The following is a 14,616-nucleotide window of genomic DNA, read 5'->3' on the forward strand; positions in this document are numbered from 1 at the left end:
AATAGAGACGCTTAATTCCACCTCGAAAAAGACATAAAAAAGCTCCCCGAAACGATCGTCTCGAGGAGCTAAGTACTTATACTTTAGTAAATTATCCGATCTGCGGATCGAGCGTGCCAGAAGCGTAACGTTTTGCCATCTGAGCTGTCGAAAGCGGCTTGATCTTATCGGCCATGCCTTCGCAACCGAATTGCAGGTAACGTTCCTGGCAAAGCTTGCGCATAGCTTCCTTGGCGGGCTTCAGATACGAGCGCGGGTCGAACTCGCCCGGCTTTTCGGTCAGGAGCTTGCGGATGGCACCGGTCATGGCCATGCGGTTATCGGTGTCGATGTTCACCTTGCGCACGCCGTTCTTGATGCCGCGCTGGATCTCTTCCACCGGCACGCCCCAGGTTTGCGGCATCTGGCCGCCATAGGCGTTGATGATGTCCTGCAGGTCCTGCGGTACCGACGACGACCCGTGCATCACCAGGTGAGTGTTCGGCAGACGGCGGTGGATTTCCTCGATCACGTTCATGGCCAGCACTTCACCGTCCGGCTGGCGGGTGAACTTGTAGGCACCGTGCGAGGTGCCCATGGCGATGGCCAGAGCATCAACCTTGGTGGCCTTCACGAACTCGACGGCTTGGTCCGGATCCGTCAGCAGGGCCGAGTGGTCCAGCTTGCCTTCAAAGCCGTGGCCGTCTTCGGCTTCGCCCATGCCAGTTTCCAGCGAGCCCAGAACGCCCAGTTCGCCTTCGACCGAAACGCCGCACGAGTGGGCCATTTCGACAACGCGACGGGTGACGTCGACGTTGTATTCGTACGATGCAGGCGTCTTGGCGTCCTCTTCCAGTGAGCCGTCCATCATCACCGAGGTAAAGCCGTACTGGATGGCGGTGGCGCAGGTGGCCGGGCCGTTGCCGTGGTCCTGGTGCATACAGACCGGAATGTGCGGGTAAAGCTCAACAAGAGCGTCGATCAGACGGGCCAGAACCACGTCGTTGGCATAGCTGCGTGCACCGCGCGAAGCCTGGATGATGACCGGCGCGTTGACGGCGTCGGCGGCCTCCATGATGGCCAGACCCTGCTCCATATTATTGATGTTGTAGGCGGGCAGGCCGTAGTCGTTCTCAGCGGCGTGATCGAGCAGCTGACGCAGGGTGATGCGTGCCATCAGAGGTCTCCAGAAACGGGTGTTTAGTTGACGGGGACTTACAGCGGCTTGGCCGTGAAGTCACGTTATACGAGCTATAAGCAAAGGGACGGACACACCGGGCATCCGTCCCCATGATAAAATCAGGCGCGCAGGGCTTCGACGCCCGGCAGTGCCTTGCCTTCCATCCATTCGAGGAAGGCACCGCCAGCGGTCGAGACAAAGGTCATGTCCTCGACGACACCGGCATGGTTCAGGGCAGCCACGGTATCACCGCCACCAGCCACAGCCGTCAGCTTGCCAGCCTTGGCCAATTCGGCCGCTTCCTTGGCGGCGGCCACGGTCGCGGCGTCGAACGGCGGCACCTCGAACACCCCCAGCGGGCCGTTCCAGATTAGGGTCTTGGACAGGCCCATGGCGCGGGTCAGGCGGGCGACGGTTTCAGGACCAGCGTCGAGGATCAGGTCGTCAGCGGCGATACGGTCCAGAGCGCGCACGCCCGACTCGATGCCCGGCTTGACGCCCTTGGCCACAACCACATCGACCGGCAGCAGCAGCTCGCAACCCTTTTGACGGGCTTCTTCCATGATCTCGCGGGCGGTGTCGGCAAGGTCTTTCTCGCACAGCGAGCCGCCGACATCGACGCCCTGGGCGTGCAGAAAGGTGTTGGCCATGCCGCCGCCGATGGCGAGGTAGTCCAGCTTGGCGACGAGGTTCTTCAGCAGGTCCAGCTTGGTCGAAACCTTGGCACCGCCGACGATGCCGATCACCGGCTTGACCGGAGTGCCCAGAGCCTTGTCCAGCGCTTCCAGTTCGCGGCGCATGGACTCACCGGCATAGGCCGGAAGGATGCGGGCAAGACCTTCGGTCGAGGCGTGGGCGCGGTGCGCCGCCGAGAAGGCGTCGTTGACGTAGATGTCGCCCAGTTCGGCCAGAGCCTTGGCGAAGTCGGCGTCGTTCTTTTCCTCGCCCTTGTGGAAGCGCACATTCTCCAGCAGCACCACGCCGCCGGCGTCGGTGTCGGCAAGGGCAGCCTTGGCTTCATCGCCAATGCAGTCGTCGGCAAAACGGACCGGCGCACCCAGCAGGTTCTCCAGCGGCTCGACAACCGGCTTCAGGCTCATGCTCGGCACGCGCGCGCCCTTGGGACGGTCGAAGTGGGCCAGCAGCGCCACCTTGGCACCGGCTTCACGCAGCTTGTTGATGGTCGGCAGGGCCACGCGCAGGCGGGTGTCGTCGGTAACGGCACCGTTCTCCATCGGGACGTTGAAGTCCACGCGGACGAGGGCGGTCTTGCTGGAAAGGTCTTTGGCGTCGTCGAGAGTGCGGAAGGTCATGGGATCGATCTGATCTTTTGGCCGGAGGGATGAGCCTTGAAGGCCGTGGGATTTGAAAGAAGGGCTCCCGTCAGCATGGCGGGAGCCCTTCATGGATGGTCTATCTGTTCAGGGGCGGGCCGTCATGACCCGCGACCGGATCAGAGGAATTTGGCCATCTGCAGGGCGGTGTCCGACATGCGGGTGGCGAAGCCCCACTCGTTGTCGTACCAGCTCAGCACGCGGACCAGAGTGCCGTCGATGACTTGGGTCTGCGGCAGGGCAGCGGTCGACGAGGCGGCGACGTGGTTCAGGTCGATCGAAACCAGCGGGTCCTTGGTGGTGAACAGGACACCCTTCATCGGGCCATTGGCAGCAGCTTCCAGAGCGGCGTTGACTTCTTCCACGGTGGTGGCGCGGCCAGCGACGATCTTCAGGTCAACGACCGAGACGTTCGGGGTCGGGACGCGGATCGACGAGCCGTCCAGCTTGCCCTTCAGTTCCGGCAGAACCAGACCCACAGCCTTAGCGGCCCCGGTCGAGGTCGGGATCATGGACTGGGCTGCAGCGCGGGCGCGGTACAGGTCCTTGTGCATGGTGTCCAGCGTCGGCTGGTCGCCGGTGTAGGCGTGGATGGTGGTCATGTAGCCACGCTCGATGCCGACCAGTTCGTTCAGAACCTTGGCAATCGGTGCCAGGCAGTTGGTGGTGCACGAAGCGTTCGACACGATGATGTCGTCGGCGGTCAGGGTCTCGTGGTTCACGCCGAAGACGATGGTCTTGTCGGCGTTGTCAGCCGGAGCCGAAACCAGAACGCGTTTGGCACCTGCGGTCAGGTGGGCCGAAGCCTTTTCCTTCGAGGTGAAGATGCCGGTGCACTCGAGGGCGATGTCCACCTTCAGTTCGGCGTGCGGCAGCTTGGCCGGATCGCGCTCTGCAGTGACCTTGATCTTGCCGGTGCCGACGTCGATCCAGTCTTCACCCGAGGTGATGGTGCCCGGGAAACGGCCGTGGACCGAGTCATAGCGCAGCAGGTGGGCGTTGGTCTCAACCGGACCCAGGTCGTTGATCGCCACGACCTCGATGTCCTTGCGGCCATGCTCGACGATCGAGCGAAGAACAAGACGGCCGATACGGCCAAAGCCGTTAATGGCGACGCGAACGGTCATGGTTGGATCTCCAAGTCAGGAACGACGAAAGTTTGGCGTCTCAATGGGACGATGAGGGCCGACATGCAAGTCTTGGCCGCTCACAGATGGCGAACATCAGTTACAGAAAAGGCTTTTTTATCCAAAAACGGCAACCCCGACCCAGCCTTGCCGGATCGGGGCACCGCAATCGGCGGGAATCAGCAGCATTTGAACCCGCCACCTGCGCCAAAGCGTCGCGCTTCGTGCAGGCGGAAAAAGGCGGTCCGATCCAGCGGAGGCTGATCGGGGTGGGTGGCCCGACTATGGGCCACATAGGCATCATAGTCGGGCTGTCCGATCATCAGGTTGGCGGTCCGTCGGGCATCCTTGCCCCATCGCGTCAGGGTGTCGCGACAGTTGCAAAGAACCTCCGGCAGAGAGGCGTTAAGCACGGGCCACACCCTCCTGTTCCAGCTCCTCGGCCGACGGGATTTCCACCGCCGTCGGTACAGAAGACTTCGCGGCCTTCATGCAGGCGGCGATGCTGTAGAACAGCACAGTGACCACCACGAACAGGAAGCCTGCCGTCAGGGCCGAGTTCACATAATCATTGAAGATGATGTGGTTCATATCGGGGACCGACTTGGCCGGAGCCAGCACTTCGCCATTGGCCAGAGCCGCCTGATATTTCTTGGCGTGGGCGATGAAGCCAACGCGCACGTCCGGATGGATCAGCTTCTGCATCCCTGCCGTCAGGGTACAAATCAACAGCCAGCAAGCAGGCACGATGGTAACCCACGCGAACCGCTGACGCTTCATCTTGAACAGCACCACAGTGCCCAGCATCAGGGCAATCGCCGCCAGCATCTGGTTGGCGATGCCGAACAGCGGCCACAGGCTGTTGATACCGCCCAGCGGATCAACCACGCCCGCATAGAGGAAGTAGCCCCACAGGGCGACCGTCAGCGCCGTTGCGACCACATTGGCTCCCCAACTGTGGGTCTCGCGCATTTTGGGAATGGCGACGCCCAGCAGGTCTTGGATCATAAATCGGCAGACGCGGGTGCCCGCATCCACAGTGGTCAGGATGAACAGCGCCTCGAACAGAATGGCGAAGTGGTACCAGAAGCTCATCATGGCCTGACCGCCGATCACGCTGGACAGAATGTGAGCCATGCCGACGGCGAGGGTAGGGGCACCGCCCGCGCGCGACAGGATGGAGTGTTCGCCCACATCCTTGGCCAGTTGCTCAAGGTCCGTCGGCGAGATGTGGAAGCCCCACTGCGCCACCGCTGCCGCCGCAGAGTTGACGTCGGTACCGATGACCGCAGCCGGACTGTTCATGACGAAATAGACCGCCGGATCCAGCACACAGGCGGCGATCAGGGCCATGACCGCCACGAAGCTCTCACACAGCATGGCACCATAGCCGATGAGCGGGATCTGGTTCTCGTTCTCCAGTAGCTTGGGCGTGGTGCCCGACGAGATCAGGGCGTGGAAACCCGACACAGCACCACAGGCGATGGTGATGAACAGGAAGGGGAAGAGCGCGCCGGAGAAGACCGGACCCGAGCCATCGATGAACTGGGTGATGGCGGGCATCTGCAGGTGCGGACGCACAATCAGAATGCCGATGGCCAAGGCGAGGATCGCGCCGATCTTCAGGAAGGTCGACAGATAGTCACGCGGTGCCAGCAGCAGCCAAACCGGCAGAACCGAGGCCACAAAGCCATAGGCCATCATGGCAATGGCCAGCGTCGTACCCGACAGGGTAAAGGCCGGACCCCAGACGGGGTGATAGGCGATCTGTCCGCCCAGCAGGATCGAACCGATCAGCAAGACAACGCCGATGACCGAAACCTCGCCCACGCGGCCCGGACGAAGGAAGCGCGTATAAAGGCCCATGAAGATGGCGATGGGGATGGTGGCGGCGACAGTGAACGTGCCCCACGGGCTTTCCGCCAGCGCCTTGACGACCACCAGCGCCAGCACGGCAAGGATGATGATCATGATCATCAAGACGCCGATCTGGGCGATAATGCCGGGGATGTTGCCCATTTCCGTGCGGACCATGTCACCCAGCGACTTGCCGTCGCGGCGGGTCGACATGAACAGCACCATCATGTCCTGAACCGCACCGGCGATAACCACGCCGATCAGAATCCAGAGCATGCCGGGCAGATAGCCCATCTGGGCCGCCAGCACCGGACCGACCAGCGGCCCTGCGCCCGCGATAGCCGCGAAATGGTGCCCGAACAGGACATTGCGCGGGGTGGGAACGTAATCCAGCCCGTCATTGTGCCGGACCGCAGGCGTCGGGCGCGCGGCGTTCAGCTTCATCACCTTCCACGCCAGGAATTTGGCATAGAAGCGATAGGCGATGACATAGATACAGAGCGCTGCCGTCACCATCCAGACGGCACTGATGCTCTCGCCCTTGTGCAGGGCCAGAATGGCGACCGATACGGCCCCCAAAATGGCGATCGCCCCGAAAATGAGGCCGGTTTTCAACTTACCCAAGACAGTTCCTCCCGCGCCGCCTGAACAAGCGGTCTTGCGGGAGGATAGTGCTATTCAAAAAAGCCGTTGTGCAACCGTCGGTCGCGGAAGGGGCGACTAAGGTCGTAGAGGTTAAGCCTTAAGCTTTGACAGGCTTGACCTTTTGCGCGGCCTCGGTGGCGCGGGCGCGGGCTTCATCGGTGGTGGCCCCACGGGCCACAGCGACGCCCATGCGGCGGCGCTCGAAGCTTTCCGGCTTGCCGAACAGGCGCAGTTCCGCCGTCGGAACGGCCAGTGCCTCGGCCACACCCTCAAAGGCGATGCCCTCGGCTTCCATGCCACCATAGATGACCGCGCTGGCAGCGATCTCGCGCTGCGAGATATCGACCGGAAGGCCGAGGATGGCACGGGCATGAAGCGCGAACTCGCTCTGGGCCTGGCTGCCCAGCGTCACCAGACCCGTATCGTGCGGGCGAGGCGAGACTTCCGAGAACCAGACCTGATCGCCCTTCACGAACAGCTCGACCCCGAATACGCCCCAGCCGCCCAGCGCGCCCGTGACCTTGGCGGCGATATCCTGTGCGGACTTCAGCGCGGCCTCGCTCATGGCTTGCGGCTGCCAGCTTTCCACATAGTCGCCCTTGACCTGACGATGGCCAATGGGGGCGCAGAAATCGGTGCGGGTCTCGCCGTCCGTTCCACGCGAGCGGACGGTCAGAAGGGTGATTTCAAAGTCAAAGTCGATGCGGCCTTCGACGATGACCTTGCCACCCGCCACACGGCCGGACTCTTCGGCATAGTTCCATGCCGCTTCGACCTGATCGGCGCTCTCGACATAGGACTGACCCTTGCCCGAGGACGACATGACCGGCTTCACAAAGCAGGGGAAGCCGACCTTTGCGGCCCCCGCAGCCAGCTCCTCGGCGCTCGACGCAAACTCATAGGCACTGGTCGGCAGGCCCAGTTCCTCGGCGGCCAGACGACGGATGCCTTCGCGGTTCATGGTCAGCTGAGTCGCGCGGGCGGTCGGCACCACCTTGGCCAGACCCGCCTGTTCGATAAAGGCCAGGGCGTCGGTGGCGATGGCCTCGATTTCCGGCACGATGATGTGCGGCGCTTCGGCCATGATCAGACCGTTCAGCACCTGCGGATCGGTCATCGGGATGACGTGGCTGCGGTGCGCCACCTGCATGGCGGGCGCATTGGCATAGCGGTCAACGGCGATCACCTCGGCCCCGAGGCGCTGCAGTTCGATAGCCACTTCCTTGCCCAGTTCCCCCGAGCCCAACAGCATGACGCGCACGGCGCTGTCCGAAAGCGGGGTGCCAAGACGGAAGGGTTGCTCGCTCATAGGGAACTCTCTGCAGCGCAAGATGTCGATCTGCGCCTGAATGATCAAACTCTCTCGGGCAGGCAAGTCTGCGCAGCAAAAAGGCGGCCCGAATATCGAGCCGCCTCACAAGAGCCTAGTCTTCCTCGTCTTTGAACTGCGGGGCCCAATGGCCGCCCTCATGGGCGATACGCAGGGCTCGGACCAAGCGGTCGGATGCGCCGTAGGCCGCCAGTTCGTCGGCGCTCAATGTCACCGGGTCGCCGCAGGCCGCCATGACCTGTGGCAGTTCTGGCATGAAGCTAAGGCCGCCCTCTTCGGCGCTGAGGATCAGCGCATAGGTGGAACCCGCCATTGCCTCGGCCGTCCAGACGCTCTCGCATTCATTCTCGGGATCGGCCTCTTGCGTGATGCGCTCGACATAGAGGCGGTCGAGAAGGGGCGAGGTGTAGCGGCCATCGTAAAGGGATGTTGATCCGTCCGAGGCCTGCAACCGGAGCGCGGGCAGGGCAGCCGCCAGATCAACCGGTTGTCCGGTGGACATGTCGAAGGTGACGCGGTGCCACTCTTCAGCCTCCTCGTCGCTGTCCTCGCAATAACCACCCGTGAAAATGTCGAAGGCGACGTAGTCGGGGCCATACAGGGTGGTGAAATAAGAGCGATCGATCTCGCAATCGCCGTTTATGTCCTGCACCTTGCCCGCAATGCGGACCTGACCCAAACGTACAAGCTCGGCATTGATGGCGCGGGCCTGCGGCGTATCGGCCAAAAGGCGCGGCGCAGACATGGGGCCATCACCTAACGGGACCGGCGCGAACAACAGATAATAGCTGGATCGATACCGCTCTGTATCCAGCACCATCTCGTCGCCCTCTTCGTCAATGAAGGTTTGGACTTGGGCCAATGTCGGTCCGGCGGCACAGGCCGATAGGGCGATCGCACAGACGGCGGCCCGCAAAAATGATCTAAGCATGATGTCCCCCTGCAGGCTGGTGCCTGTTTGGTCCCTCTTAGGTGGGGAAATCATAATCGGCCGTAAAACCGGCGGTACGGTAGCCATAAAAAAGCCGGACTGTTTCCAGTCCGGCTTTTGCTTGGAACCTCTAGAGAGGCAGGCCTTACAGGCGCGCCTTGGCCTGTTCGACCACGGCCTCGGCGGTGATGCCGAACTCCTTGTAGAGGACCTCCGCCGGAGCCGAGGCACCAAAGCCGGTCATGCCGACAAAGCCGCCGTCTTCACCGATGAACTTGGCCCAGCCCTGTTCCAGACCGGCCTCCACCGCGATGCGGACGGTGCCGCGGGCGATGACGCTGTCCTGATAGGCCTTCGGCTGTTGGGCGAACAGTTCGAACGAGGGGACCGACACCACGCGGGTGGCGATGCCTTCGGCTTCCAGCTGTTCGGCAGCCTTGAGGGCGATGGCGACCTCGGTGCCGGTGGCGAACAGGCTGACCTTGGCGGCACCGTTGGCGGCCTTCAGCTCATAGGCACCCTTGCGCGACAGGTTCTCGCCTGCGTCGGTAGTACGCACCGCCGGGGTCTTCTGGCGCGACAGGCACAGGGCCGACGGCGTGGTCTTGTTCTGAAGCGCGACCTGCCAGCATTCCAGCGCCTCGACCGTGTCTGCCGGACGGAAGACCAGCAGGTTCGGGATGGCGCGCAGGGCGGCCAGATGCTCGACCGGCTGGTGGGTCGGGCCGTCTTCGCCCAGACCGATAGAGTCGTGGGTCAGGACGTGCATCACGCGGATGCCCATCAGTGCGGCCAGACGGATCGCCGGACGGCTGTAGTCCGAGAACACCATGAAGGTGCCGCCGTACGGAATGACACCGCCGTGCAGGGCCATGCCGTTCATTGCGGCGGCCATGCCGAACTCGCGGATGCCATAGTTCACATAGCGGCCCTGATAGGTCGGGGCGTCGAAGATCTGGGTGTTGGCCACGAAGGTGTTGTTCGAGCCGGTCAGGTCAGCCGAGCCGCCGACCATTTCCGGAATGGCGTCAAACACGGTGGCCAGAGCCTCGCCCGAGGACTGGCGCGTAGCCATGGCGGGCTTGTCGGCGACCAGTTCCTTGATCTTGGCTTCCAGCGCGGCAAAGGCGTTGTTCGGCAGATCGCCGGCCATGGCGCGGGTGAAGTCGTCACGCTGCGGGTGGTTCAGCAGGCGGGCTTCCCACGCCTTGCGGTGCTTGGCACCGGCCTTGCCGATCTTCTTCCATTCCTTGTCCAGATCAGCCGGAATCTCGAACGGCGCAGCGGTCCAGCCCATGGCTTGGCGGGTTGCGGCGATTTCGGTCGCACCCAGCGCGGCACCGTGGGTCTTGTGGCTGCCTTCCATGGTGGCAGCGCCCTTGCCGATCTTGGTCTTGCAGGCGATCAGGGTCGGCTTGTCCTGCTTGGTGGCCCAAGCCAGAGCCTTCTTGATCTGGCCGTGGTCGTGGCCGTCAATGGCCTTCACAGCCCAGCCCGAAGCCTTGAAGCGGGCCAGTTGGTCGGTCGAGTCCGAAAGGGCGACCGAGCCGTCGATGGTGATGGCGTTGTCGTCCCACAGCACGGTCAGCTTGTTCAGCTTCAGACGACCGGCCAGTGCGATGGCTTCCTGCGAAATGCCTTCCATCAGGCAGCCGTCACCGGCGATCACCCAGGTGCGGTGGTCGACAAGGTCCGAACCGAAGCGGGCGGCCAGATGGCGCTCGGCCATGGCGAAGCCGACCGAGTGGGCAATGCCCTGCCCCAGCGGGCCGGTGGTGACCTCGACGCCTTCGAGGTGGCCGTACTCGGGGTGGCCCGCCGTCTTGGAGCCCCACTGGCGGAAGTTTTCCAGCTGTTCGCGGGTGGCCTGCTTGTAACCGGTCAGGTGCAGCAGGGCGTAAATCAGCATCGAGCCGTGACCGGCCGACAGGATGAAGCGGTCGCGGTCGGCCCAGTCGGGGCGGCTCGCGTCAAACTTCAGGAATTTCGAGAAAAGCACGGTCGCGACGTCGGCCATGCCCATCGGCATGCCCGGGTGCCCGCTCTTTGCCTTTTCCACGCCGTCCATAGCCAGCACTCGGATGGCGTTGGCCATCATTTGCGGAGAGGTTTTCGAGAACATCGAAAGGGCGTCTGTCACGGCAAAGCCTTTTTCAGAACAGAGAAATGGGGATAGCGCCGCTTTACCCCGCCGCGCCTACGGGTTCTATAGCGAATCTGAAGAAAGGACGCATATGGACGCCTTGACCGCTGCCAAGGCCCGCATCGACCGGGCTATGAACGAACTGGAGCGCAAGCTCCTCGAAATGAAAGCCAAGTCTGACGCCGCTTCATTGCCGGATAATGACCTGTTCGCGCCCGATTCTTCCGATCCGGCCAATGCCGCGCGTCTGGCCGAGTTGGAGGCTGCCGGACAGGAGGCCGCCGAAGCTCTGGCGGCGGCTGCACAGGCTGTTCGCGTAATTCTGGAACAGCCGGCCGACGAATCCATTAGTGAAGTAAGCTCTGTATCCGAAGTGGAGTCGCGTTAATGGCGACAGTAACTGTCGAAGTGAATGGCCGTTCCTATCCGGTCGGCTGTGCCGATGGACAGGAGGCTCGCGTCACCCAGTTGGCGCAGGAGTTTAACAATCGCGTCTCTCAAGTCGCCGATCAGGTCGGTCAGGTCGGTGACCTGAAACTGTTTCTGATGGGCGCGCTGATGCTGGCGGACGAGCTTTCCGAAGCCCGCCGTGGTCGTCCGGTCGCTTCTCCGCCCGCAGCGGCAGAGGCAACTCCGAACAATGATGGCGTGGCCGAGGCCCTGAACGCCGTCGCCTCGCGTCTGGAGAAGCTGGCGCAAAACTTTTAGCTGATACGCCCCCTTTCCGCATCGCAGACACCCAAACGCCGCCGCAAGACGGTGCGTTCGCGTGCGCGCAAGCCAAAGGGGGATGACCGCCAACTGGACCTGCTGGACTGGCTGGATGCCCAGCCCAGCTATGCGCCCAAAGCCCCCGCACGATCGCGTCCGCGCCTTGTCGCGGGCACCGATGTGGACGAGGACCAACTGGACCTTGTGGACCTGATCGCATCGGTCACCCGCGCAGCCTGAGCCGTTTCCCCTTGAGTGGAAACCCTTGCGGCCTTATTTAGTGCCTTGGCGGGTCAGCTGCGGCCCTCGTCGGGGACTACATTCCTCCCGGCCTTAATCATCTCGAAGGGAGCTGTCCCTGCACGGGCCCGAGGGCCTGAGTATATGGTGCCCACCTGTCTTTCAGGTTCGAGAGGATTCATCGCCCCACGGTTCTTGTGGCGCCGCCAACCCAAAACCCCGTCCTGTTCCGCAGGGCGGGGTTTTGTGTTTCATAGCCGCATGGACAAGGCCGACATCCGCGCCCGCATGCGCGCCCAGCGCAAACTGCTGAACACCCCCGACGCGGTTGAGGCCATCGTGGCCCATGCCGCCGATCTGCCATCGGGCGAGGTGGTGGCGCTCTACCGATCCATCGGGGCCGAGGTGCCGACAGATGATCTGGCCGAGGCCCTTCTGGCGCAGGGGCGAACCCTGTGTCTTCCGGTCGTGACCTCGCGCGAGGAGGCGATGGTCTTCCGCCACTGGTCGCCGGGTGATCCGCTGGAGGATGATCTGGCCGGATGCCCCGCACCGCTGGATCTGGCCAGCACTGTCATGCCCGATCTGGTCATCACACCGCTGGTGGCGTTTGATGCCGCCGGATACCGGCTGGGGCAGGGCGGGGGCTATTATGACCGAACCTTCGCCGCCTTGCCCGATGCCGTCCGTGTCGGTCTGGCCTTTGCGGGCCAGCAGGTCGAAACCCTACCCGTCGAAGCGCATGACATACGTCTGCATGGTGTTTTGACCGAGAACGGCTATAGAGCCTTCGTATGAGACTGGCTTTCTTCGGTGACGTAATCGGCAAAAGCGGCCGCGATGGTCTGACGGACCATCTGCCCGGCCTTCGCCGCGACCTTAAACTCGACTTCGTGGTCGTGAACGGCGAGAACGCCGCCGGTGGCTTCGGCATCACCGAACACACCGCCAACGAAATCTATGCAGCGGGGGCGGACGTCATCACGCTGGGCAATCACTCGTGGGACCAGCGCGAGGCCCTGACCTATATCGTGCGCGAGCCGCGCCTGATCCGTCCGGCCAACTATCCCAAGCTGATGGACGCGCCGGGCCGTGGTGCCGACGTGTTCGTCACGCCGGACGGCATGCGCGTTCTGGTCATCAATGTTCTGGGCCGCGTCCACATGGACCCGATGGACGACCCGTTTAGCGCCGTCGAGCGCGAGCTAGAGGCCGCACCGCTCGGCGTCGTGGCCGATGCCGTGATCGTCGACATGCACGCCGAGGTTACCGCCGAGAAGATGGGCATGGGCCATTTCTGCGATGGCCGCGCCTCGCTGGTGGTGGGTACCCACACCCACGTCCCGACCGCCGACGCCCAGATCCTTCCGGGCGGCACCGCCTATCAGACCGACGCGGGCGGCTGCTGCGACTATGACTCCGTCATCGGCAACGACAAGGAAGAGCCGCTGCGCCGCTTCACCACCCGCCTGTCGGGTGGCCGCTACGCCCCAGCCCACGGTCCGGCGACCGTCTGCGGCGTCTTCGTCGAAACCGACGACCGCACGGGCCTTGCCAAACGCATCGAGCCCATCCGCGTCGGCGGACGCCTGAAACAGTCGATCCCGACGCTCTAAGCCTTTAAATCTAAACAAGATTTAATGAGGGCGGCTGCATCTGTAGCCGCCCTTTTGTGCATCTTGCCCTCAGTATTCATAAGGGTAACCCCATGCACAAACTGACCGCTTTCGCCTTGGCATCGCTCGCGCTGCTGTTCACATCCACAGCCGCCACAGCCCAGTCGCCCGAACCGATCAAGGTCATGGTCGTTGGTTCATACCATTTCGACAATCCGGGCATGGATTTGAACAATGCGCGTAGCGCGCCCGTTACCACGCCGGAAAAACAGGCCGAGCTTGAGGCGATCTCGAACCGCCTGATGGCCTTTGCACCGACGGCGGTCGCGGTCGAGCGCATCGCGCGCGATCCAGCCACCCTGTTGGATCACGTCTATCCCTCGTTCGAGATCGAACAACTGAACACCCACTCGGACGAGCGTTTCCAGATCGGTTATCGCTTGGCGGCAAAGATCGGCAATGGCCGCGTCTATGCGATCGATGAGCTGTCGGATACGCGCGACTACTTCCCGTTCGAGCCGGTAATGGAATGGTGGAACGCCAACGGCAAGACCGATGCCTTTGCCAAGATCAACGCGCCCATCGCAGCATGGATGGCGGAACTCGAACGCCGCCAATCCGTCGACAGCATCGGCGACATTCTGGCCGATATAAACAGGCCGCAGGTCACCCAAACCAATGCGGGCTTTTACTTCTCGGTTCTGACAGCCGGCGATGGAGTGACCCAACCAGGCGCGGCCCTTGCTGCCGGATGGTTCGAGCGCAACGCCCGCATCGTTGCCAAGCTGATGAGCGTCGCCCAGCCGGGCGACCGCATCGTCGTGGTCTATGGCGTAGGCCACAACTATTGGCTCCAGCAACTGATCGCCAATACGCCGGGGTTCGAGCTTGAAGAAGCCTCGCCCTATCTGGCCGATCCGGTCAGCTGATCCGTTTTCGCGCGCGCAGTCGCAGACGCATCGTCTCGCGGCTGCGCAGCGTGATCTGGTGGACCGGCACGGGCTCTATAGGCGTGATGGCCTCGACATCGGCGGCCTTCATGATCTCGGCCAGTGCCACGACCGCCTCCTGCATGGCGAAGGCCGCACCGATGCAGATGCGCGGCCCGCCGCTGAACGGCAGCCAAGCGTATCGGTCAATGCTCTTGCGGTTTTCCGGCAGGAAGCGTTCGGGGCGGAACACCTCCGGCTCGTCCCACAGCTTTTCGTGCCGCTGGATCAGCCACGGGGCGATGACGATGCTGTCGCCCGCCTTCACCTCATGGCCCTCGATCACATCGTCGGCCACGGCCTGACGGATCATGGCGGGGGCAGGGGGGAACAAGCGCATCGCCTCCTCGATCACGGCGCGGTGCCAGATCAGCCCCTTGATACCCTCCGACGAGCGGTCCCAGCCGTCAGCCTCTTCCTTCAGCTTTTGGGCCACGGCGGCATCGCGCGTGATGAGGTGCAACGTCCACCCCAGCGTCAGCGCCGTCGTCTCGTGTCCCGCAAGGATGAAGGTCAGGATGTTGGACATGACCT

General features: G+C 63.0%; 15 protein-coding genes and 1 other RNA gene. 7 read left to right on the forward strand and 9 right to left on the reverse strand.

Annotated elements, in window-relative coordinates; translation table 11 throughout:
• Positions 1-91 precede the first annotated feature (91 nt).
• The 8 genes from fba to tkt form a co-directional block, all read right to left on the reverse strand.
• Positions 92-1,156, reverse strand: coding sequence for a class II fructose-bisphosphate aldolase (gene fba, locus Q0Y42_RS05795; RefSeq protein ID WP_297801143.1), 1,065 nt, complete (start codon positions 1,154-1,156; stop codon positions 92-94).
• 122 nt (positions 1,157-1,278) lie between these two features.
• Complete coding sequence (locus Q0Y42_RS05800; RefSeq protein ID WP_297801145.1) at positions 1,279-2,472, reverse strand: phosphoglycerate kinase; 1,194 nt, start codon at positions 2,470-2,472, stop codon at positions 1,279-1,281.
• 140 nt (positions 2,473-2,612) lie between these two features.
• Positions 2,613-3,620, reverse strand: coding sequence for a type I glyceraldehyde-3-phosphate dehydrogenase (gap, locus tag Q0Y42_RS05805; RefSeq protein ID WP_297801147.1), 1,008 nt, complete (start codon positions 3,618-3,620; stop codon positions 2,613-2,615).
• A 179-nt stretch (positions 3,621-3,799) separates the two neighbouring features.
• Positions 3,800-4,033: a CstA-like transporter-associated (seleno)protein gene (locus tag Q0Y42_RS05810; protein ID WP_366108091.1), complete on the reverse strand. Its 234-nt coding sequence runs from the start codon at positions 4,031-4,033 to the stop codon at positions 3,800-3,802.
• Positions 4,026-6,101, reverse strand: a complete 2,076-nt coding sequence (locus Q0Y42_RS05815; protein WP_297801149.1) for a carbon starvation CstA family protein — start codon at positions 6,099-6,101, stop codon at positions 4,026-4,028. The genes Q0Y42_RS05810 and Q0Y42_RS05815 overlap by 8 nt, the downstream gene beginning before the upstream one ends.
• Before the next feature lie 118 nt (positions 6,102-6,219).
• Complete coding sequence (gene purT, locus Q0Y42_RS05820; protein ID WP_297801151.1) at positions 6,220-7,431, reverse strand: formate-dependent phosphoribosylglycinamide formyltransferase; 1,212 nt, start codon at positions 7,429-7,431, stop codon at positions 6,220-6,222.
• Positions 7,432-7,546: 115 nt separating this feature from the next.
• Entirely contained in the window at positions 7,547-8,383 is an 837-nt protein-coding gene (locus Q0Y42_RS05825; protein ID WP_297801153.1) for a hypothetical protein, read from the reverse strand.
• Positions 8,384-8,528: 145 nt separating this feature from the next.
• Positions 8,529-10,505, reverse strand: coding sequence for a transketolase (gene tkt / locus Q0Y42_RS05830; RefSeq protein ID WP_297801171.1), 1,977 nt, complete (start codon positions 10,503-10,505; stop codon positions 8,529-8,531).
• A gap of 112 nt (positions 10,506-10,617) precedes the next feature.
• On the opposite strand from tkt, the gene Q0Y42_RS05835 reads away from it, so the two are divergent.
• From Q0Y42_RS05835 to Q0Y42_RS05865, 7 genes are all read left to right on the forward strand, one after another.
• Positions 10,618-10,914, forward strand: coding sequence for a hypothetical protein (locus tag Q0Y42_RS05835; RefSeq protein ID WP_297801155.1), 297 nt, complete (start codon positions 10,618-10,620; stop codon positions 10,912-10,914).
• Positions 10,914-11,234: a cell division protein ZapA gene (zapA, locus tag Q0Y42_RS05840; RefSeq protein WP_297801156.1), complete on the forward strand. Its 321-nt coding sequence runs from the start codon at positions 10,914-10,916 to the stop codon at positions 11,232-11,234. Before Q0Y42_RS05835 ends, zapA begins: the two co-directional genes overlap by 1 nt.
• A gap of 51 nt (positions 11,235-11,285) precedes the next feature.
• On the forward strand, positions 11,286-11,477 hold the full coding sequence (locus Q0Y42_RS05845; RefSeq protein ID WP_297801158.1) for a hypothetical protein: 192 nt from the start codon (positions 11,286-11,288) through the stop codon (positions 11,475-11,477).
• A gap of 51 nt (positions 11,478-11,528) precedes the next feature.
• Positions 11,529-11,684: non-coding RNA, 6S RNA (gene ssrS, locus Q0Y42_RS05850), on the forward strand.
• Positions 11,685-11,723: 39 nt separating this feature from the next.
• On the forward strand, positions 11,724-12,275 hold the full coding sequence (locus Q0Y42_RS05855) for a 5-formyltetrahydrofolate cyclo-ligase (protein ID WP_297801160.1): 552 nt from the start codon (positions 11,724-11,726) through the stop codon (positions 12,273-12,275).
• Complete coding sequence (locus tag Q0Y42_RS05860) at positions 12,272-13,093, forward strand: TIGR00282 family metallophosphoesterase (protein WP_297801162.1); 822 nt, start codon at positions 12,272-12,274, stop codon at positions 13,091-13,093. The genes Q0Y42_RS05855 and Q0Y42_RS05860 overlap by 4 nt, the downstream gene beginning before the upstream one ends.
• A 92-nt stretch (positions 13,094-13,185) precedes the next feature.
• Positions 13,186-14,022 (forward strand): DUF5694 domain-containing protein, encoded by an 837-nt coding sequence (locus tag Q0Y42_RS05865; protein ID WP_297801164.1) that lies wholly within the window; start codon positions 13,186-13,188, stop codon positions 14,020-14,022.
• On the opposite strand, the gene Q0Y42_RS05870 is transcribed toward Q0Y42_RS05865, so the two are convergent.
• Positions 14,015-14,616 (reverse strand): cytochrome P450 (locus tag Q0Y42_RS05870; RefSeq protein WP_297801166.1); only part of this gene is annotated, 602 nt, incomplete at its 5' end. The two genes, Q0Y42_RS05865 and Q0Y42_RS05870, sit on opposite strands and share 8 nt — an antisense overlap.

The organism is uncultured Brevundimonas sp. (assembly GCF_947305955.1).
GTDB lineage: Bacteria > Pseudomonadota > Alphaproteobacteria > Caulobacterales > Caulobacteraceae > Brevundimonas.

Excerpts from the sequence above, each read along its gene's own strand:
- fba (WP_297801143.1), bottom strand. The coding sequence starts at position 1,156 with ATGGCACGCATCACCCTGCGTCAGCTGCTCGATCACGCCGCTGAGAAC.
- Q0Y42_RS05800 (WP_297801145.1), bottom strand. The coding sequence starts at position 2,472 with ATGACCTTCCGCACTCTCGACGACGCCAAAGACCTTTCCAGCAAGACC.
- gap (WP_297801147.1), bottom strand. The coding sequence starts at position 3,620 with ATGACCGTTCGCGTCGCCATTAACGGCTTTGGCCGTATCGGCCGTCTT.
- purT (WP_297801151.1), bottom strand. The coding sequence starts at position 7,431 with ATGAGCGAGCAACCCTTCCGTCTTGGCACCCCGCTTTCGGACAGCGCC.
- Q0Y42_RS05825 (WP_297801153.1), bottom strand. The coding sequence starts at position 8,383 with ATGCTTAGATCATTTTTGCGGGCCGCCGTCTGTGCGATCGCCCTATCG.
- tkt (WP_297801171.1), bottom strand. The coding sequence starts at position 10,505 with ATGTTCTCGAAAACCTCTCCGCAAATGATGGCCAACGCCATCCGAGTG.
- Q0Y42_RS05835 (WP_297801155.1), top strand. The coding sequence starts at position 10,618 with ATGGACGCCTTGACCGCTGCCAAGGCCCGCATCGACCGGGCTATGAAC.
- zapA (WP_297801156.1), top strand. The coding sequence starts at position 10,914 with ATGGCGACAGTAACTGTCGAAGTGAATGGCCGTTCCTATCCGGTCGGC.
- Q0Y42_RS05860 (WP_297801162.1), top strand. The coding sequence starts at position 12,272 with ATGAGACTGGCTTTCTTCGGTGACGTAATCGGCAAAAGCGGCCGCGAT.
- Q0Y42_RS05865 (WP_297801164.1), top strand. The coding sequence starts at position 13,186 with ATGCACAAACTGACCGCTTTCGCCTTGGCATCGCTCGCGCTGCTGTTC.